Consider the following 18975-nt stretch of genomic DNA (forward strand, 5'->3'; position numbering starts at 1 on the left):
ATAACTGCGGCTTTCAATTAATGGCCCGTGGACTTATCCACGGGCCATGATCGTCAAAGGTTCGACGATGCTGGTTTATTTGGCACTCAGCGCCAGTTTGGCAACTTGTGGCGCGGGCTGGTAGCCCGGAATCACTTGGCCGTCAGCCAAAACGATGGCCGGTGTACCGTTCACGCCAATGGACTGGCCCAGCGCGAACTGCTTGGAAACCGGGTTGGCGCACTTGGCGGCTTTGATTTCCTTGCCGTCGACCATCTTGTCCATGGCCGCTTTTTTGTCGGCCGAGCACCATACGGCTTGCAGTTGCTCGTCACCCGGCGAGCCCAGGCCCTGGCGCGGGAACGCTACATAGCGCACTTCCACGCCCAGCTTGTTGAGCGCGGGCACTTCGGCGTGCAGCTTGTGGCAGTACGGGCACGTGGTATCGGTGAACACCGTGATGTGAGTCTTGGTCTCGCCGATCGCCGGGTAGACCACGGTTTCAGCCACAGGGATGCCATTGATCAGCTTGGACACGCCCAGGCGCTCGGCTTTCTCGGTCAGGTTGACCGGTTTGCCGTCCTTCAATTGGAACAGGTAACCCTGGACGATGTACTGGCCGTCGGCACTGGCGTACAGCACGCGGCTGCCCTTGAGCTTGACTTCGTAAAGGCCGGCCATCGGGCTGGCACTGATGCTTTCGATCGGGGTGTCGAGCTGCAGGTTGGCCAAGCTCTTGCGGATGGTCTGCTCGGCAGCGTCATCGGCGACAACAAAGGTGGAAACCAACGCAATGGCTGCGGCGGCAATAATCTGGGTCAAGCGCATGGGAACTCCTGAAGGCAGATGCAGGGACGGGCGCAAGACATGGGTCTGTTAATACAGGTCTGAGCCGTCCCCTTTGCTAACCGGCAAAGCCTACCACAGTTGGGCCGCAGGGCAGCCCGTGGCGGGATAAATTGGCGGTTTTCAGCCTCTCGGGTGGTGCTTGGCGTGCATTTCCTGCAAACGTGCGCGCGCCACGTGGGTGTAGATCTGGGTGGTGGATAAGTCGCTGTGGCCGAGCAGCATTTGCACCACGCGCAAATCCGCACCGTGGTTGAGCAAATGGGTGGCGAAGGCATGGCGCAACGTGTGGGGCGACAGGGACTTGCTGATCCCGGCGACCTTGGCCTGATGCTTGATGCGGTGCCAGAAGGTCTGGCGGGTCATCTGTTCACCGCGCAGGCTGGGGAACAACACATCACTGGGGCGTCCGCCAAGCAGTTCGCTGCGGGCATCACGCATATAGCGCTCGACCCACACTATCGCCTCCTCCCCCATTGGTACCAACCGCTCCTTGCTGCCCTTGCCCATCACCCGCAATACCCCCTGGCGCAGGTTCACTTGTTCCAGGGTCAGGCTGATCAGCTCGGTTACCCGCAGGCCGCAAGCGTACAAAACCTCGAGCATGGCGCGGTCGCGCTGGCCGATGGCTTCGCTGAGGTCGGGGGCAGCGAGCAAGGCCTCCACGTCATTTTCCGACAAAGACTTAGGAAGCGGCCTACCTAATTGTGGCATGTCGACTTGTAGAGTCGGATCGACTGCGATCAGCTTTTCGCGCAGTAAATAGCGATAAAAGCCACGCACACCCGAGAGAAATCTCGCAGTAGAACGCGGCTTGTAGTGTTGCTCCAGACGCCAGGCTAAGTGATCGAGGATCAGCTCGCGTCCGGCATTGGTCAGCTCGAGGTTTTTCTCCTGCAACCAGCCGTTGAACAGGGCCAGGTCACTGCGGTAAGCCTGGCGTGTGTTGTCCGACAAGCCTTTTTCCAGCCAAAGGGCGTCGAGGAAACGGTCGATAAGAGGATGATCAATGGCGGGCATGGGCACTCAAGTGACGCGGCACGGGGCTTTGCGGCAATTAATTAGTGAACTGTGATTAGGGTCACTAGTCTTTCATAGCCCGCTACTTCAAGGAACAGGGAGCTTTAATGAACGAACAACAGATTTTGTTGGCCTTTGGCGGCATTGGCGTGGCCGCACTCGGCTGCCAATGGCTGGCCTGGCGCCTGAAACTGCCGGCAATTCTGTTCCTCTTGCTGAGCGGGATTCTGGCCGGGCCGGTACTGGGCTGGCTCGACCCGCAGGAAATGTTCGGCCCCTTGCTGATGCCACTGGTGTCGTTGGCCGTGGCGCTGATCCTGTTTGAGGGCAGCCTGACGCTGCACCTGTCGGAATGGAAGGAGATTGGCAGCGTCGTCCACCGCCTGGTGACCCTCGGCGCGCTTTCGACTTGGGCGGTAATCACGCTGGCAACCCACTGGCTGCTGGGTTTCGACTGGATGCTGGCGCTGCTGTTCGGCACGCTGACGTTGGTGACGGGCCCGACGGTGATCGTCCCGATGCTACGCGTGGTGCGCCCCAAAGCCTCCATCGCCAACATCCTGCGCTGGGAAGGTATCGTCATCGACCCGATTGGTGCACTGCTGGCCGTGGTGGTCTACAGCTTCATCATCAGCCGCGCTTCCGGTGATGGCTTGAGCCATAGTCTGCTGACTTTCGGCGGCGTGATTGCCTGCGGTAGCCTGTTCGGGGTTGCCGGCGGCTGGCTGCTGGGGCAGATCATGCGTCGACAGTGGTTGCCGGAATACCTGCACAACCTGGCGACCCTGGCCGGGGTGCTGGGCGTATTCATCGCCGCCAATGAAGTCATGCACGAGTCAGGCCTGTTGGCGGTAACGCTGATGGGCATGTGGATGGCCAACATGAAAGGCGTGGATGTGCGACACATCCTGCACTTCAAGGAAAACCTCAGCGTACTGCTGATCTCCGGTTTGTTTATCCTGCTGGCGGCGCGCCTGGACCTGAATGCATTGATTGCCCTGGGGCCCTTCGTCCTGATCCTGTTGCTGATCATTCAGTTTATTGCACGCCCCCTCAATGTCGCGCTGTCGACCGCCGGTTCGAAGCTGAACTGGCGGGAACGCGCACTGCTGGCTTGGATTGCCCCCCGTGGGATTGTGGCCGCAGCGGTGTCGGCGATATTTGCGATTCGCCTGGATGAAGCCGGTCACGAAGGTGCATTGCTGCTGGTGCCGCTGACCTTTGCGGTGATCATCGGCACCGTGGTACTGCAAAGCGCCACCGCCCGCCCCCTGGCCCGCCTGCTGAAAGTCGCCGAGCCTGCGCCCAGTGGCTTTCTGATCGTCGGTGCAAATGGCCCGGCGCGCATCCTGGGCAAGGCTCTACAGCAATTGGGCAGCCGCGTGCTGTTGACCGACTCCAGCTGGGAAAACATCCGCGCCAGTCGCATGGAGGGGCTACCGACCTACTTCGGCAACCCGGCCTCGCAGCATGCCGAATCGCACCTGGACCTTGTGGGGCTTGGACATTTGCTGGCACTTTCGCCCTCGGGTGAACTGAATACCTTGGCCGCCATGCGCTTTCGCCACGACTTCGGGCATCGCCTGTTCACCCTGACCAGCAGCCAGGAGAGCCGTCGCACGGACAAGCACCGGGCCAGTCATGAACACCGCGGGCACCTGCTGGGCAGCCAACCCTTGAGCTATACCAAGCTCGCCAGCCTGCTGGGGCAAGGCGCCGAGCTGTACACCACCCACCTGACCGATGGGTTTGGATGGAACGACTACCAGGCACTGCATGGTGAACGGGCGATCCTGTTGTTTGCCCGTGACAACAGTGGCTGGGTGCATGTGGTAACACCAGAGAGCGGTTTGAAACCAGTGGCGGGATGGGCGTTATTGGCAGTCATCCAGCCAGGGCAGTCCTAGCCTCAACTGCCACCCTGCGATACGCACAAATCGCAGGCACAAAAAAGCAGCCCGTAGGCTGCTTTTTTCTGCATCGGGAAGCTGGACTTAAGCCAGTTTTTCCTTGATGCGAGCTGCTTTACCGGACAGGTCACGCAGGTAGTACAGCTTGGCTTTACGTACGTCACCGCGACGCTTGACGGCCATGCTGTCGATTTGCGGGCTGTAGGTCTGGAAAGTACGCTCTACGCCAACACCGTTGGAGATTTTACGAACAGTGAAAGCACTGTTCACACCACGGTTACGCTTGGCGATTACCACGCCTTCGAACGCTTGCAGACGCGAACGGTCGCCTTCCTTCACTTTCACCTGAACGACAATAGTGTCGCCCGGGGCAAAGGTAGGGATCTCTTTGGTCATCTGCTCTGCTTCGAGTGCAAGGATGATTTTGTTAGTCATGCTGTGCTCCTAAGGTAAGTCAATGGACCTACCATCGATACGTTGTTAACTATCGTCCCGCGCGAGGATGTATTCCTCGAGCAGCTTCTTCTCTTCTCCAGAAAGCGAGCGGCTATCCAGAAGATCGGCGCGTCGTTCATAGGTCCGACCAAGGGACTGCTGTAAACGCCAACGCCGGATGTGTGCGTGATTGCCACTTAGCAATACGTCGGGAACACGCTGATCCGCATACACCTCCGGGCGGGTGTAGTGCGGGCAATCCAGCAAACCGTCCGTGAAGGAATCTTCCTCCGCGGAGTCCGCATGCCCTAAAGCTCCAGGCAGCAGTCGTGTAACCGCATCTATCAGGACCATCGCCGGCAGCTCGCCGCCAGACAGGACATAGTCCCCAATCGACCACTCTTCATCGACATGAGCGTCAATAAAACGCTCGTCAATGCCTTCATAGCGACCGGCAATCAGGATCAGTGCTTCCTCATTCGCCAGTTCGCGGACCCCAGCCTGTTTCAGCTGACGGCCTTGAGGGGACAGGTAAATTACCTTCGCCTTCTCCCCGGCGGCGGCCTTGGCCTGAGCCAACGCGTCTTCCAGGGGCTTGATCTTCATCACCATGCCTGGGCCACCGCCAAATGGGCGGTCATCCACAGTGTGATGTCGATCCGTCGTGTAGTCTCGCGGGTTCCAACAGGTAAGCTGCAACAGCCCCTGTTTCACCGCCCGACTGGTGATGCCGTACTCGCTGATAGCGGAAAACATCTCGGGAAACAAACTGATCACTTCAATGCGCAGATTAGCCACGCTTAGAAGTCCGCATCCCATTCCACCTTCATCTCGCCCGCCGCCAGGTCAATGGCCAACACGCATTGCTCTGTATAGGGCAACAAGCGTTCGCGATCATCCAGGCTGCCAGCGCAAGGCTTGACCACCATTACATCATTGGCGCCGGTTTCCAGAAGATGATCGATTTTCCCGAACAATTGCCCGAGTTGATCAATAACCTTCAGACCTTCCAGCTGGTACCAGTAGTACTCGCCGTCGGTCAATTCAGGGAACAGGTTGCGCGGCACGCAGATCTCGTAACCGGCCAGAAGACGAGCTTCTTCACGATCATCAAGACCCTTGAGCTTTGCGACCAGGAACTTATCGCTCCCGCGTCCACTGACCAGCTCGACCTGTTTCACACTACCTTCGCGCTTGAGCGTCCAGGTTTTGTACTGCAACAGGTTTTCAGTCGGATCAGTAAAGGAATACACCTTCACTTCGCCGCGAACGCCATGAACAGAGTAAATCTTGCCGATAACGATCAAATCATCAGCAACAGCTGGCGTCGCGCTCATATTGCTCAGGCTGCGGCCTTAGCCGAGTCCTTCAACAACTTTGCAACGCGCTCGGATGGCTGTGCACCAACGCTCAGCCAGTAGGCTACGCGCTCTTGGTTCACGGACAGACGAACTTCTTGGCCACGAGCAACAGGGTTGAAGAAACCAACCTGTTCCTTGTGCGAACCGTCGCGCGGGTTGCGGCTGTCGGTTACGGTCAAGTGGTAAAACGGGCGCTTTTTGGAGCCGCCAAGGGCAAGACGGATTGTTAGCATGTGAACATCGTTCCTGTAGTCGGTGCTGCAAATCTAAATGCACAGCGGGCATAGGTGCCCGAAAGGCCGCATATTCTAAGGAATATCCGGACTTTTGCAAATGTCTTTTTCTGGCGCCTATCAGCGTGCCATTCAGATCTGCTATAGAGCCGTCGGTTAAAACGGCAGGTCAGCCCCCGCCAACGGCGGGTTTGCTGGAGATCCCACATCCCTGTGGGTCGGAGCGCAAGTCGGGCTTGCGCTCGAATACTTTACATTTTCGGCATACCGCCGCCGGGCAACATACCGCCCATGCCGCGCATCATCTTGGCCATACCGCCCTTGGCGGAGAATTTCTTCATCATCTTCTGCATCTGCTTGTGTTGCTTGATCAAGCGACCGATGTCCTGCACCTGGGTACCGGAACCCATGGCGATCCGACGCTTGCGCGAACCGCTGATCAGCTCAGGGTCGCGGCGCTCGGCCGGGGTCATGGAGTTGATGATAGCTTCCATCTGCTTGAACTGCTTCTCTGCCGCACCCTGGGCATTGCCCATTTGCGCCAGGTTGACACCGCCGATGCTCGGCAGCTTGTCCATCAGGCCGCCAAGGCCGCCCATGTTCTTCATCTGTTGAAGCTGGTCGCGGAAGTCTTCGAGGTCGAAGCCCTTGCCCTTCTTCAGCTTCTTGGCCAGTTTATCGGCCTTGTCCTTGTCGAGCGTGGCTTCGGCCTGCTCGATCAGGCTGAGCACGTCGCCCATGCCGAGGATTCGCGAGGCAATACGCTCGGGGTGGAACGGCTCGAGCGCTTCGCTCTTCTCGCCCATACCGATGAACTTGATCGGCTTGCCGGTGATGGCACGTACCGACAACGCGGCACCGCCACGCGCGTCACCGTCGACCTTGGTCAGGATCACGCCGGTCAACGGCAGTGCGTCACCAAAAGCCTTGGCGGTGTTGGCCGCATCCTGGCCGGTCATGGCATCGACCACGAACAGCGTCTCGACCGGGTTGATCGCAGCGTGCAACGCTTTGATCTCGCCCATCATCTCTTCATCGATGTGCAGGCGACCGGCGGTATCGACGATGACCACGTCGATGAATTTCAGCTTGGCTTCTTTAATAGCTGCGTTGGCGATGTCGACCGGCTTCTGGCTCAGGTCAGACGGAAAGAAGGTCACGCCTACTTCGCTGGCAAGCATTTCCAGCTGCTTGATGGCCGCCGGACGGTACACGTCGGCCGACACCACCATGACGGACTTTTTCTTGCGCTCTTTAAGGAAGCGCGCCAGCTTGCCGGCGGTGGTGGTTTTACCCGCACCCTGCAGACCGGCCATCAATACGACGGCCGGCGGCACGGCGCTGAGGTTCAAGTCTTCGTTGGCCGCGCCCATCAGGCTTTCGAGCTCGGCCTGGACGACCTTCACAAAGGCCTGACCCGGCGTGAGGCTGCGGGACACTTCGGTACCTACCGCGCGCTCTTTGACCGAGTTGACGAAGTCCTTCACCACCGGCAAAGCCACGTCGGCTTCCAGCAACGCCATGCGCACTTCACGCAGGGTGTCTTTAATATTGTCCTCGGTCAGCTTGGCCTTGCCGGTGACATGGCGCAGCGTCTGCGAGAGACGGTCAGTCAGGTTTTCAAACATGCGCGATCCTTTCAGGCCCTATTCAACGAAGTGCATCGGTAGACCGAGGTAATGGCGGCCCAGGCTGCGGTAAATCGCTATTTGAAACAGCGCTCGGCGAGCCTGCGGCGTGGGCAGGTCGCGGATTATAGCGAAGACTGCCGCCATGCACACCCGCTGTCTGGCCTGAGAGTCTTTCGTGTTACGCAGGGGTATGCCAAACTCAGCGCCTTTCGGGCTTGCCTATCAGGATTTATGCTCCCTTTGCCACCCAGTTTGCTACCCAGCCTCGCCGCCGCCATTTTGTATGCCGCTGCGACTCTTTATCAGGGCACTCGTCTGGCCCAAGGCACCAAGGCTGATAAACGCCTGCTGGTCGGCCTTGGCGTCCTAGCCCTGCTGGCTCACGCTGCCAGTCTTTTTAGCCACCTGATGACCCCAGTCGGCCTGGGCCTGGATTTTTTCAGCGCCGCCAGCCTGATTGCGGCGGCCGTCATCGCACTGACCTTGCTGGCCTGTTATCGGATTCCCGTCGAAAACCTGCTGGTGCTGCTATTCCCACTGGGCATGCTGACCGTGTTGCTGGCGCAATTCGCGCCCACTGGCACGGTGCAGGTGATTGATGAAGAGCCGGGCATCCTCGCGCACATCCTGCTTTCCATCCTGGCCTACGGTATGTTCACCATTGCCGTCTTCCAATCCCTGCTCCTGCTGCTGCAGGACCACCAGCTCAAGCACAAGCACCCCTCGGGGCTGATCAAGAACTTCCCGCCGCTGCAAACCATGGAAAGCCTGCTGTTCGGCTTCCTCTGGGCCGGCTGGACGCTGTTGTCGCTGTCGCTGATTTCCGGCTGGCTGTTCGTCGAAAACCTGTTCGCCCAGCACTTGGTGCACAAGACCCTGCTGGCGTGCCTGGCGTGGGTGGTGTTCAGCGTGTTGCTGTGGGGCCGCAACCGCCTCGGTTGGCGCGGACACAAGGCGATCCGCTGGACCCTGGCTGGTTTCTGCCTGCTGATGCTGGCCTATTTCGGCAGCAAGCTGGTTCGCGAATACATCCTGCACATCTGACGGGCCGCGATCATGGACAACTTGCCGCTGGAGCCGATGCTCGCAGTAATCGCCTTGCTGGTGTTATGGGCCGCGCTGTTTACCGCCATCGAAGCTGCGCAACAACACTTGCTGGCCTTGCGCCCTGGTACACGCCAGGGTGACAAGGCTGCCGCCCGCCTGAGCTTCCCGCGTAACAGCCTGATCCTGTGCAACAGCCTGTGTCGCGCCGCCGTGGTGATCCTCTGCACGCTGCTGGCGATCTATGCCTGGGCGCAGAACGGCCCCTGGCTCGGCTGGCTGATCTCCTGCGCGATCCTGCTGATACTCGCCGACTACCTGCCCCGTGCCCTCGCCGTTCGTTATCCGCAAGCGGTGCTGGGCTTTGGAAACACGCTGCTGGGCGTACCGCTGAAAATCCTTTACCCCCTTGCCTGGCTGCTCAATGGCATCAGCCTGTTGCTGTTGCGTCCATTCGCACGTCAATCCGGCGTGGTGAAAAAGAGCGATGAACCGCTGCCCGACCAAGACCACGACGAAACGGAACCGGAAGCCGACGAAGACCACCGCCCCGGCATGCCCGGCATCCACGCCCTGGACAACATCACGGTCAACGACATCCTGGTACCGCGCAGCGAAGTGGACGGCATCAGCCTAGATGACTCGGTCGAAGAAATCATCGAGCAACTGCGCACCTCCGAGCGCACACGCCTGCCGGTGTTTCACAGTGATATCAACCAGGTCCAGGCGGTGCTCAACACGCGGCAGATCCAGCACCTGCTGCCCGACGCCAGCCTGACCAAGGAAGCGTTGCTCGCCGCCTGCCACGAACCCTATTTCGTTCCCGAAAGTACGCCGCTGCAACTGCAACTGCTGAACTTTCACAAGCAGCAGCGACGCCTGGGCATGGTGGTGGACGAGTACGGCGAAGTGCTGGGCATTGTCACCCTGGAAGATATCCTCGAAGAAATCGTCGGCGAATTCGAAAGCGAGCAGAGTGCGGACAACCCGCATATCGAAGCGCAACCGGATGGCCGCTATATCATCGATGGCGCCGCCTCGATCCGCGAACTGAACAAAAGCCTGAACTGGCACCTGCCCAGCGACGGCCCCAAGACGCTGAATGGCCTGGTGACCGAAGCACTGGAAACCATCCCAGACTGCGCGGTGTGCCTGAAAATCGGGCGCTATCGCCTGGAAATCCTCGAGACCGAGGACAACCGCGTGAGCAAGGTGCTGATCTGGCATACCAGCAGGATGCCGGTGGCTGCCTGAATCAACTCGTTCCCTGTGGGAGCTGGCTCCAAACCTTAGATCCTCGCCAACACCCTTGTTGTATGCGCAAACCCCTTCCTATAATCCCTGCGGCTTACCAAAGCCCCGCCAGACCGTGTGCTACCCGCACCCAACGCGTCCAGGCACCGCTTCATCCTGTCTGACCGGTGTTCGCTCCCATCCCGAGCCGCCCCGCGCACAACCCTGATCCATGGGTGTTTGACCAATAATAATCCGCGTCCAAACGCGCAACGACCATCAGGGATACTGCCATGAGCACAACCTACAACGAGGCCGCGCCCGCCGCCCCGACCAACTCGACTGCACGGGTTGCCACCGCGAGCATTGTCGGCACCGCCATCGAGTTCTACGACTTCTATATCTACGCCACGGCTGCTGCGCTGGTGATCGGCCCGGTGTTCTTCCCACAGACCTCCGGCACCGCGCAGATGCTGGCGTCGTTCCTGACTTTTGGCATCGCCTTTATCGCCCGCCCGCTGGGCTCGGCGCTGTTCGGCCACTTCGGCGACCGTATCGGGCGTAAATCGACACTGGTCGCATCGCTGTTGCTGATGGGCGTGTGCACAACGCTGATCGGCTTATTGCCCGGCTATGACAGCATCGGAGCCTGGGCACCGATCCTGTTGTGCGTACTGCGTTTCGGCCAGGGCCTTGGCCTGGGCGGGGAATGGGGCGGCGCGGCACTGCTGGCGACCGAGAATGCGCCCAAGGGCAAGCGCGCATGGTTCGGCATGTTTCCGCAGCTTGGTCCATCCATCGGGTTCCTGGCGGCCAACGGCTTGTTCCTGATCCTGGCCATGAGCTTGAACGACGAGCAGTTCCGCAGCTGGGGCTGGCGCATTCCGTTCATCCTCAGCGCCGCGTTAGTGATGGTTGGCCTGTACGCACGGCTGAAGCTGCATGAAACCCCGGTATTCGCCAACGCCGTGGCCAAAGAAGCACCAATAAAAGTGCCGCTGGTGGAACTGTTCAGCCAGCATTGGCTGCCCGTACTGCTGGGCGCCATGTCCATGGTGGTGTGCTATGCGCTGTTCTATATCACCACGGCGTTTTCCCTAAGCTACGGCGTTTCGACCCTGGGCTACAGCCGCGAGACCTTCCTTGGCTTGCTGTGCTTCGCAGTGCTGTTCATGGGCCTGGCCACGCCGCTGGCAGCCCTGGCGAGTGATCGTTACGGGCGCAGGCCGGTGCTGATCGTCGGTGCGATCCTGGCGATCCTGTCGGGCTTCACCATGGAGCCGCTGCTGACCCACGGCTCGACCTGGGCGGTGGCGCTGTTCCTGGCCTTGGAGCTGTTCCTGATGGGCGTGACCTTCGCGCCGATGGGCGCCATGCTGCCGGAGTTGTTCCCAACGCGCGTGCGTTATACCGGCGCGTCGGCGGCGTATAACCTGGGTGGGATCGTGGGGGCTTCAGCGGCACCGTTCTTCGCGACCAAGCTGGTGGCGATGGGTGGGCTGAGTTATGTCGGTGGGTATGTGTCGGCGGCAGCGCTGCTCAGTTTGATTGCTGTGCTGTGCCTGAAAGAGACGCGGGATAATGACTTGAACAAGGTCGCCTGATAGACCGCCTTCGCGAGCAAGCCCGCTCCCACAGTTTGACCGCATTTATCCAATAGGAACGCGGTCGAATGCAGGAGCGGGCTTGCTCGCGAAAGGCGCGCCTCGATTACAGCTCGACTACAACGGCTTTGGAAGCACGGGTAGCCTTCGCCCGAGCCGCTTCAATCGACTCATCCCGCGCCAACGCCACACCCATCCGACGCTGACCCTTCACTTCCGGTTTGCCAAACAGGCGCAACGCCGTGTCCGGTTCGCTCAACGCAGCGCCAAGGTTGGCGAACGCCGTCTGGGTCGACTGCCCTTCCACCAGGATCACCGCCGAAGCCGAAGGCCCGAACTGACGGATCAACGGAATCGGCAACCCCAGGATTGCGCGAGCGTGCAGCGCGAACTGCGACAAGTCCTGGGAAATCAGGGTTACCAAGCCCGTGTCATGCGGACGCGGCGATACTTCGCTGAACCACACCTGATCACCCTTGATGAACAACTCCACGCCAAACAGGCCACGGCCACCCAGGGACTCGGTCACGGCCTTTGCAACGCGCTCGGATTCGGCCAGCGCAATCGGGCTCATGGCCTGTGGCTGCCAGGATTCCTGGTAGTCGCCCTTCTCCTGACGATGGCCAACCGGTGCGCAGAACGTGGTGCCACCGACGTGACGCACCGTCAGCAAGGTGATTTCGTAGTCAAAGTCGATAAAGCCTTCGATGATCACCCGGCCTTTACCGGCGCGCCCGCCTTCTTGGGCGTAATCCCAGGCTTTCTGCACGTCGTCAGCGCTGCGCAACAGGCTCTGGCCCTTGCCCGACGAACTCATCACCGGCTTGACCACACACGGGAAGCCCAGGTCTTGCACGGCCTTGCTGTAGTCTTCGAAGGTATCGGCGAAGTGGTACGGCGAGGTCGGCAGGTCCAGCTCTTCGGCGGCCAGGCGACGGATGCCTTCGCGGTTCATGGTCAGCGAGGTAGCGCGCGCGGTCGGGATCACGGTGAAGCCTTCGGCTTCCAGCTCGACCAAGGTGGCAGTGGCGATGGCTTCGATTTCCGGCACGATGAAGTGCGGCTTCTCGGCTTCGATCACGGCACGCAGGGCGGCACCGTCGAGCATGTTGATGACGTGGCTACGGTGCGCCACCTGCATGGCCGGCGCGTTGGCGTAGCGATCCACGGCAATCACTTCAACGCCCAGGCGCTGCAGTTCGATTACCACTTCCTTGCCCAGCTCACCGCAGCCACACAGCAAAACGCGGGTCGCGGTTGGCGACAATGGAGTTCCGATTCGGGTCATCTCAGGTCCTCAGGGGGAGCGGATCATGGGGAGAAAGGCCGGCATTTTACATGAACTGTAAAAATTGGCCTCAGTTGGCGACGGCACGCTTGCGGATCCGCCACGCCATGATCAGCCACACCACCGTGACGCCGGCAAATTTCGACACCAGTGCGGTGCCCACTACCGCGGGAGTGAGCGCGCCGATCAGGCCGAAAAAGATAAAGGTATCGAGGGGAATGCTCAGCGCCGAACTGATCCACAGGCGGTCGTGGAGCGGGCGCTTGGTGATGCTGAACACCAGCCAGTCGATGCACTCGGAGACCGCAAACGCTGTGGCACTGGCCAGTGCGATAGAAGGGTCGGAGGTGATATACGACAGCACCAGCGCCGCCAGCATGGCGAGGATTGCGCCGTGACCGAAGCGGGTCTGCACCATGTCGCGCAGGATAAACACCAAGCCACCCCAGGCGGACCAGATGACATCCAGGTGCGGGGCGTTGGAAAAGGCGAAGTTGATCAGCACGACGCTGCTGATATAGGCGATCAGGAAGAGCATGGGGGTGGGCCTGTGGGTGATGCCGCACAGGGTACTTCACAGTAACCATTGTGGCGAGCGGGCGACTGCAGTGAGCGGGCTTGCCCCACTCACTGCAAATCAGCCGCCGGATTTGCCGGAAACCATAAACACCAACCCACTCGCCACCGCCCGCTCATGGCACAACCCCAACACCACCCGGCGCTCGGCATTGTCCATGCGACTCCAACGCGTAATCTCATCCACGGTGCGCTGACAGCCGGTGCAAATATCATCATCATCCAGCGCGCAAATGCTCACGCACGGCGACGCGACGGGCCGTTCACTCGGGTTCATTCTTCCTGCTCAACCAAGTCACGCGCATAACGCTGCGAGTTATGCACATAGTGCGCAGCGCTGGCTTCAAGCATGCGTTTTTGTGCGTCGGTCAACGCCCGCACCACCTTGCCTGGCGACCCCATCACCAGCGAACCATCAGGAATTTCCTTGCCCTCGCCGATCAGCGAGTTGGCGCCGATGATGCAGTGCTTGCCGATCTTCGCGCCGTTGAGGATCACCGCGTTAATGCCGATCAGGCTGTAATCATCCACCGTGCAACCGTGCAGCATGGCGTTATGACCAATGGTCACGCCGGTGCCCAGGGTCAGCGGGTAGCCCATGTCGGTGTGCATTACGCTGCCATCCTGCACATTGCTGTTCTTGCCGATCAGGATCAGTTCGTTGTCGCCGCGCAACACCGCGTTGAACCAGACGTTGGCGCCCTCCTCCAGCTTGACCTTGCCCACCAGCGTGGCATTCGGTGCCACCCAGCTCTGTGGATGAGTCTCGACGCGGGCGTCGCCCAGGCGATATTTCATGATTTTCCCTCACGGCGTTGCCATTCAAACGATGGCTTAGATATTGATGAAGCTCTTGGGTGGCTGGTGCAGGCTGATGTCGGCGTCGTCATAGAGCAAATTGATCAGCTCGACGATCATAATCGCCGTCAGCCCCCAGATCTTGTATTCGCCAAACCGATAGCTGGGCACGTACCAACTGCGGCCCTGGTAATCGATTCGGTGGGTATGTTCGCGCGGGTCCTGTCGGAAAAAGTCCAAAGGCACGCTGAAAACAGAGGCAATCTCGGCATCATTGGCCAGGTATTCGACGTAATCGGGGACGACGCCTACATAAGGCGTGACCCGAATGCCGTGCAGGGAGATCAAAGGGCTCAGCGGGCCGATCACTTCGACCAGACCAGGCGGCAGGCCGATTTCTTCTTCGGCCTCGCGCAGCGCGGTGAAGATCAGGTCCGGGTCTTCGGGGTCGCGGCGCCCGCCGGGAAAGGCCACTTCGCCACCATGGGTCGACAGGCCACTGGCGCGCAGGGTCAGGATCAGCTCAGGTTCGTCACTGCGGGTAATCGGCACCAGCACCGCGGCCTCGGGGAAACGCCCGTCAGTTTCCAGCATGTGGGGGGTGTGATTGCTTACCCGGCGAAGTAGCTCGTCCAGCATGAGTCATCTCGGTCTGTTGGCTACCTTGCATCATGCACCAAAGCTCGCGGGGGCCCAAGCCCAAAACCCGCGTGGTGTCGCTAAACGACAACTTGTTGCAGCGCCCTGCCCGTCACGCCAAGATAGACGCACTTTCCAGGAACCCCAGCATGAATTTCTGCAGCCAGTGCGGTAAACCGGTTTCCCAGCGCATCCCCGAAGGCGACGGCCGCCTGCGCTTTGTGTGTGATCACTGCCAAACCATTCACTATCAGAACCCCAACATCGTTGCCGGCACGGTGCCGGTGTGGGGCGAAAAAGTGCTGCTGTGCCGCCGCGCCATCGAGCCGCGCCTGGGTTACTGGACCCTGCCCGCCGGTTTCATGGAAAACGGCGAGACCGTCGAACAGGCCGCCGCCCGCGAAACCCTGGAAGAAGCCTGCGCACGCGTGCACAACATGGCCATTTACACGCTGATTGACGTGCCGCATATCAACCAGGTGCATATCTTCTACCGCGCCGACCTGCTCGACCTGGACTTTGCCGCAGGCCCCGAAAGCCTGGAAGTGCAGTTGTTCGACGAAGCCGACATCCCTTGGTCCGAGCTGGCTTTCCGCACGGTCGGGCGGACCCTGGAATACTTTTTCGCTGACCGCCGACAGCAATCCTTCCCGGTGCGCAGCGAGGCTGTACCGCCGCTGGGCAAGTCCGCCCCATGACACTAGGGATACCCGTTTCAATGCGTTGGTTGCTTGCTCTTATCTGCCTGTCGTTCGCGAACCTGTCGTCGGCCGCCACCGTAGAAACCCTGGGCGGCAAAACCGTCGAAAAAGTCCTGGTGCTCAAGTCCGCCCATCAGTTGCAACTGATCAACGACGGCAAGCCCATCAAGACCTACCGCATTTCCTTGGGCAAGAACCCCAAGGGCCACAAGCTGATCGAGGGCGACCGCCGCACACCAGAGGGCCTCTACTGGCTCGACTGGCGCAAGACCAGCGACCGCTTCAACCTGGCCATGCACATCTCCTACCCGAATATCAGCGACGCCGCCCGCGCTCGCCGCGAAGGCGTGAAGCCGGGCAGCATGATCATGATCCACGGCACCCCCGACACCGAGGATTACCCGGAACAGTGGTTTCACACCCTGGACTGGACCGACGGCTGCATCGGCATGCGCAACGTGGATATGCGTGAAGTGTGGAACCTGGTCAAAGACGGCACCCTGATCGAGATTCGTCCGTAATCTCGTACCGTTCGTAAAATAATTCAAAAAAAATTCCTGCGCCAGGCGGCGCCTGCCGGTGAATACCAGTTCACCAGGCCGGGCTGCACAGTTCTGCGCGCGATACAGACCTCTCTAATACCACTTGATACCAAGCCCCATTGCAGGGCCCTTAAACCATTGCTTGCACCGTTTTGGCTGCATTGACATGGTATTTAAGTGGTATTAATTTTCGGCCATTACCGGGCGACAACACTCCAATAACGCATCGGAAACCTGACAGATGAATCCCATCCTGGCCCTGCGCCCTGACGATAAACAATCCACGCCGCTGTACCTGCAATTGGCGCGCAAACTGGAAGCGGCGATCCATGCCGGCCAGTGGACGTCCGAACAGGCACTGCCGTCGGAACGCGTGCTCAGCGAGCAACTGAGCATCTCGCGAGTGACCGCTCGCAAAGCGCTGGAAGTGTTGTTTGCCCAAGGGCTGATCCGCCGCAATCAAGGCTCCGGCACCTTTATTTCGCCACGCTTGGAACAGCCGCTGTCACGCTTGTCGGGGTTCAGCGAGATGTTGCGGCTCAAGGGCTTTGTGCCCACTTCCCAATGGCTGGAGCGCGAAATTACCCAGCCGACCCACGAAGAACTGATTCGCCTGGGGTTGTCGCCCGCCGACAAAGTGGCGCGCCTCAAGCGTTTGCGTAAGGCCGACGACACGGTGATGGCAATTGAAATGACCACCCTGCCCGCCTCGGTGCTGCCGCATCCGCAAGCCATTGGCAATTCGCTGTACGAATACCTGGAAGGCATCGGCAAACCTGTGGTGCGTGCCCTGCAGCACATCCAGGCAATCAACGCCTCGGATGAGTTCGCCAAGCTGGTGGGCATCGCCCCCGGCACCGCCATGCTGCTGATGACCCGGGTGGGCTACACCGCCGACAACACGCCCATCGAAATTACCGACACCTACTGCCGCAACGACTACTACGACTTCGTCGCAGAGCTGCGCCGCCATGATTACTCCGCTGAACTGCGACTCTAGAGAACTGCCCATGTCCGAAGACAATATCCTCACGCCCGCCGGCTGGATTCGCGGCCGGCTGGTGCACGAACACGGCAAGGTAACCGCCATTGACGGTGTTCCCTGCGACCCGGCGGAAAACGATTTGCCTTACCTGCTGCCAGGCTTTATCGACCTGCACGTGCACGGCGGTGGCGGCAAAGACATCATGGAAGGCTTGGAGGCCTTCGAGACGATTACCCGCACACACGTGCGTTTTGGTACGACCTCGCTGCTGGCTACCACCATGACTGCACCGGTCGACGAGATTTCCAGCGTGCTCGGCCAACTCGGCAGCTTCTGCGAGCAGCGCCCGACAGGCAGCGCCCGCGTACTCGGTGTGCATTTGGAAGGGCCCTACATCAATCCGGGAAAACTCGGCGCCCAACCCAATTTCGCCCACACTGCGTTGATGGCCGAAGTGGAAGCCTACCTGCGCCTGGCGCCGATCCGCGTGATCACCATCGCCCCGGAAATCGCCGGGCACGACGCTCTGATCCGCGCCCTCAGCGAACGCGGTGTGCGCATGCAGATCGGCCACACACTCGGCAGCTATGAAGAAGGTGTTGCAGCCCTTGCCGCCGGTGCCACCAGCTTCACCCATTTGTACAACGCCATGAGCCCGCTGCATCACCGCGAGCCCGGCATCGTCGGCGCGGCCCTGGCTCACGCGAAATATGCAGAACTGATCCCGGACCTGCTCCACGTGCACCCCGGCGCCATGCGCGTGGCGCTGCGTTCGATCCCGTGCCTGTATTGCGTCACCGATTCCACCGCCGCCGCCGGCATGCCCGATGGCGAGTACAAGCTGGGCAGCCACACCGTGACCAAATGCCTGGGTGGCGTGCGCCTGGCCGACGGCACCCTGGCCGGCAGCACGCTGACCATGGACCAGGCGCTGCGCAACCTGGTGAAAATCGGCCTGCCCATCAGCGAAGCCTCACAACGCCTGTCGCAATTTCCTGCGGACTACCTGGGCCTGGAAGAACGCGGTCGCCTGCAAACCGGCAGCTTTGCCGACTGCGTACGCCTGGACCGCTCCCTGATACTCACCGACGTAATGGTCGAAGGAGAAACCATTGACTTCAAAAATGCTTGAAGAGGCCCTGGCCTCCTGCGACGCCGTCGCCGCCCAACTGCAACGCCTGGACCCGGCGCTGGAGGAAATCGCCGGCCGCCTGCGCCGTCAGCCGCCACACGTGGCGATGACCATCGCGCGTGGCAGCTCGGACCATGCCGCCAGCTACTTCGCCTACTTGGCCATGCAGCATGTGGGCATTCCGGTGGCGTCATTGCCCATGTCGGTGGTGACCTTGCTGCAGGCGCCGATGAAAGTCAGCGGCCAGGTGGTGTTTGGTTTCTCCCAGTCGGGCCAGAGCCCGGACCTGGTCAACAGCCTGCGCCTGCTGCGCAAGCGCGGCGCCTTGAGCATTTCGCTGGTCAACGCCGAAGACTCACCGCTGGAAGCCGCCTGCGAGTTTCATATACCGCTGTGTGCAGGCCCGGAACAGAGCGTGGCCGCGACCAAGAGTTTTATCGCCACCCTCAGCGCCATTGCGCAATTGATCGGCCACTGGAACGGCGACGCCGAGCTGCTGCAAGCCTGTCGCGCCCTGCCCGATGACCTGCGCGCCGCCGCCCAACAGGACTGGAGCATCGCCATCGATGCCCTGCGCGACTGCCAGCAACTGATGGTCATCGGCCGAGGCGCCGGTTTTGCCATCGCCCAGGAAGCCGCGCTCAAGCTCAAGGAAACCTCGGCGATCCAGGCCGAAGCCTTCAGCAGCGCCGAGGTGCGTCACGGCCCGATGGCCCTGATTGGCGACAACTACCCATTGCTGGTTTTTGCCCCACGCGGTGCCGAGCAAGCCGGCCTGTTGAGCCTGGCCGCCGATATGCGCCAGCGCGGTGCACGCGTTTTGCTGGCCGCGCCGGACGATATCGCCGAGCGCGACCTGCCCCTGAGCCGCGCCGAACACCCAAGTCTGGACCCGATCCTGGCGATCCAGAGCTTTTACGTCATGGCTGCGGGTTTAGCCGAAGCCCGGGGCATGAATCCCGACCAGCCACGCCACCTGAGCAAAGTCACTCGCACTCACTGAGTCGATTGCCGTGTT

General features: G+C 60.5%; 21 protein-coding genes. 9 read left to right on the top strand and 12 right to left on the bottom strand.

The features are described from left to right. Positions 1-75: 75 nt before the first annotated feature. Both AACY52_RS01125 and xerD read right to left on the bottom strand, forming a co-directional pair. Positions 76-807: a thioredoxin fold domain-containing protein gene (locus AACY52_RS01125; RefSeq protein ID WP_064053737.1), complete on the bottom strand. Its 732-nt coding sequence runs from the start codon at positions 805-807 to the stop codon at positions 76-78. 141 nt (positions 808-948) lie between these two features. Next, positions 949-1845, bottom strand: coding sequence for a site-specific tyrosine recombinase XerD (xerD, locus tag AACY52_RS01130; RefSeq protein ID WP_339417307.1), 897 nt, complete (start codon positions 1843-1845; stop codon positions 949-951). A gap of 107 nt (positions 1846-1952) precedes the next feature. On the opposite strand from xerD, the gene AACY52_RS01135 reads away from it, so the two are divergent. Next, on the top strand, positions 1953-3752 hold the full coding sequence (locus AACY52_RS01135) for a sodium:proton antiporter (RefSeq protein WP_339417308.1): 1800 nt from the start codon (positions 1953-1955) through the stop codon (positions 3750-3752). 87 nt (positions 3753-3839) lie between these two features. Here the strand turns inward: AACY52_RS01135 and rplS are convergent, their stop codons facing one another. From rplS to ffh, 5 genes are all read right to left on the bottom strand, one after another. Beyond that, on the bottom strand, positions 3840-4190 hold the full coding sequence (gene rplS, locus AACY52_RS01140) for a 50S ribosomal protein L19 (RefSeq protein WP_003175895.1): 351 nt from the start codon (positions 4188-4190) through the stop codon (positions 3840-3842). A 45-nt stretch (positions 4191-4235) separates the two neighbouring features. Next, a complete protein-coding gene (gene trmD, locus AACY52_RS01145) occupies positions 4236-5009 on the bottom strand; it encodes a tRNA (guanosine(37)-N1)-methyltransferase TrmD (RefSeq protein WP_339417309.1) in 774 nt (257 codons plus the stop codon). Then, a complete protein-coding gene (gene rimM / locus AACY52_RS01150; RefSeq protein WP_339417310.1) occupies positions 4991-5527 on the bottom strand; it encodes a ribosome maturation factor RimM in 537 nt (178 codons plus the stop codon). Before rimM ends, trmD begins: the two co-directional genes overlap by 19 nt. 5 nt (positions 5528-5532) lie before the next feature. Next, positions 5533-5784 (bottom strand): 30S ribosomal protein S16, encoded by a 252-nt coding sequence (gene rpsP / locus AACY52_RS01155; protein WP_003175899.1) that lies wholly within the window; start codon positions 5782-5784, stop codon positions 5533-5535. 251 nt (positions 5785-6035) lie between these two features. After that, complete coding sequence (ffh, locus tag AACY52_RS01160) at positions 6036-7412, bottom strand: signal recognition particle protein (protein ID WP_339560174.1); 1377 nt, start codon at positions 7410-7412, stop codon at positions 6036-6038. 234 nt (positions 7413-7646) lie between these two features. Between ffh and AACY52_RS01165 the strand changes: the two genes are divergently transcribed. The 3 genes from AACY52_RS01165 (at position 7647) to AACY52_RS01175 (ending at position 11296) form a co-directional block, all read left to right on the top strand. Then, the gene (locus tag AACY52_RS01165; protein WP_370467834.1) at positions 7647-8459 is read left to right on the top strand and encodes an inner membrane protein YpjD; all 813 of its coding nucleotides are present in this window, start codon (positions 7647-7649) and stop codon (positions 8457-8459) included. Between the two features lie 12 nt (positions 8460-8471). Continuing rightward, positions 8472-9713, top strand: coding sequence for a transporter associated domain-containing protein (locus AACY52_RS01170; RefSeq protein ID WP_339560175.1), 1242 nt, complete (start codon positions 8472-8474; stop codon positions 9711-9713). Between the two features lie 272 nt (positions 9714-9985). Further along, a complete protein-coding gene (locus AACY52_RS01175; protein WP_339417313.1) occupies positions 9986-11296 on the top strand; it encodes an MFS transporter in 1311 nt (436 codons plus the stop codon). 106 nt (positions 11297-11402) lie between these two features. Here the strand turns inward: AACY52_RS01175 and purT are convergent, their stop codons facing one another. The 5 genes from purT to AACY52_RS01200 all read right to left on the bottom strand — a co-directional run bounded on the left by purT (position 11403) and on the right by AACY52_RS01200 (position 14597). After that, positions 11403-12584: a formate-dependent phosphoribosylglycinamide formyltransferase gene (gene purT / locus AACY52_RS01180; RefSeq protein ID WP_314567802.1), complete on the bottom strand. Its 1182-nt coding sequence runs from the start codon at positions 12582-12584 to the stop codon at positions 11403-11405. 70 nt (positions 12585-12654) lie between these two features. Beyond that, a complete protein-coding gene (locus AACY52_RS01185; RefSeq protein WP_339427482.1) occupies positions 12655-13122 on the bottom strand; it encodes a preQ0 transporter in 468 nt (155 codons plus the stop codon). A gap of 99 nt (positions 13123-13221) precedes the next feature. Beyond that, entirely contained in the window at positions 13222-13437 is a 216-nt protein-coding gene (locus AACY52_RS01190) for a DUF1289 domain-containing protein (protein WP_339417315.1), read from the bottom strand. After that, positions 13434-13958 carry a gamma carbonic anhydrase family protein gene (locus AACY52_RS01195; RefSeq protein ID WP_339417316.1) on the bottom strand — a complete coding sequence of 175 codons (525 nt, stop codon included), beginning with the start codon at positions 13956-13958 and terminating at the stop codon, positions 13434-13436. The genes AACY52_RS01190 and AACY52_RS01195 overlap by 4 nt, the downstream gene beginning before the upstream one ends. A gap of 36 nt (positions 13959-13994) precedes the next feature. Continuing rightward, a complete protein-coding gene (locus AACY52_RS01200) occupies positions 13995-14597 on the bottom strand; it encodes a CoA pyrophosphatase (protein WP_339496818.1) in 603 nt (200 codons plus the stop codon). A gap of 149 nt (positions 14598-14746) precedes the next feature. On the opposite strand from AACY52_RS01200, the gene AACY52_RS01205 reads away from it, so the two are divergent. From AACY52_RS01205 to AACY52_RS01225, 5 genes are all read left to right on the top strand, one after another. Beyond that, positions 14747-15295 (top strand): NUDIX hydrolase, encoded by a 549-nt coding sequence (locus tag AACY52_RS01205; RefSeq protein ID WP_339417318.1) that lies wholly within the window; start codon positions 14747-14749, stop codon positions 15293-15295. Positions 15296-15315: 20 nt separating this feature from the next. Beyond that, positions 15316-15819 carry a L,D-transpeptidase family protein gene (locus tag AACY52_RS01210; RefSeq protein WP_339417319.1) on the top strand — a complete coding sequence of 168 codons (504 nt, stop codon included), beginning with the start codon at positions 15316-15318 and terminating at the stop codon, positions 15817-15819. Positions 15820-16081: 262 nt separating this feature from the next. Continuing rightward, positions 16082-16840: a GntR family transcriptional regulator gene (locus AACY52_RS01215; RefSeq protein WP_339417320.1), complete on the top strand. Its 759-nt coding sequence runs from the start codon at positions 16082-16084 to the stop codon at positions 16838-16840. 10 nt (positions 16841-16850) lie between these two features. Beyond that, a complete protein-coding gene (gene nagA / locus AACY52_RS01220; RefSeq protein ID WP_339417321.1) occupies positions 16851-17957 on the top strand; it encodes an N-acetylglucosamine-6-phosphate deacetylase in 1107 nt (368 codons plus the stop codon). Then, positions 17938-18960 carry an SIS domain-containing protein gene (locus tag AACY52_RS01225; RefSeq protein WP_339417322.1) on the top strand — a complete coding sequence of 341 codons (1023 nt, stop codon included), beginning with the start codon at positions 17938-17940 and terminating at the stop codon, positions 18958-18960. The genes nagA and AACY52_RS01225 overlap by 20 nt, the downstream gene beginning before the upstream one ends. Positions 18961-18975: the final 15 nt, after the last annotated feature.

Origin of the sequence: Pseudomonas sp. EA_65y_Pfl1_P113 (genome assembly GCF_963970525.1) — a bacterium.
Lineage (GTDB): Bacteria > Pseudomonadota > Gammaproteobacteria > Pseudomonadales > Pseudomonadaceae > Aquipseudomonas > Aquipseudomonas tritici.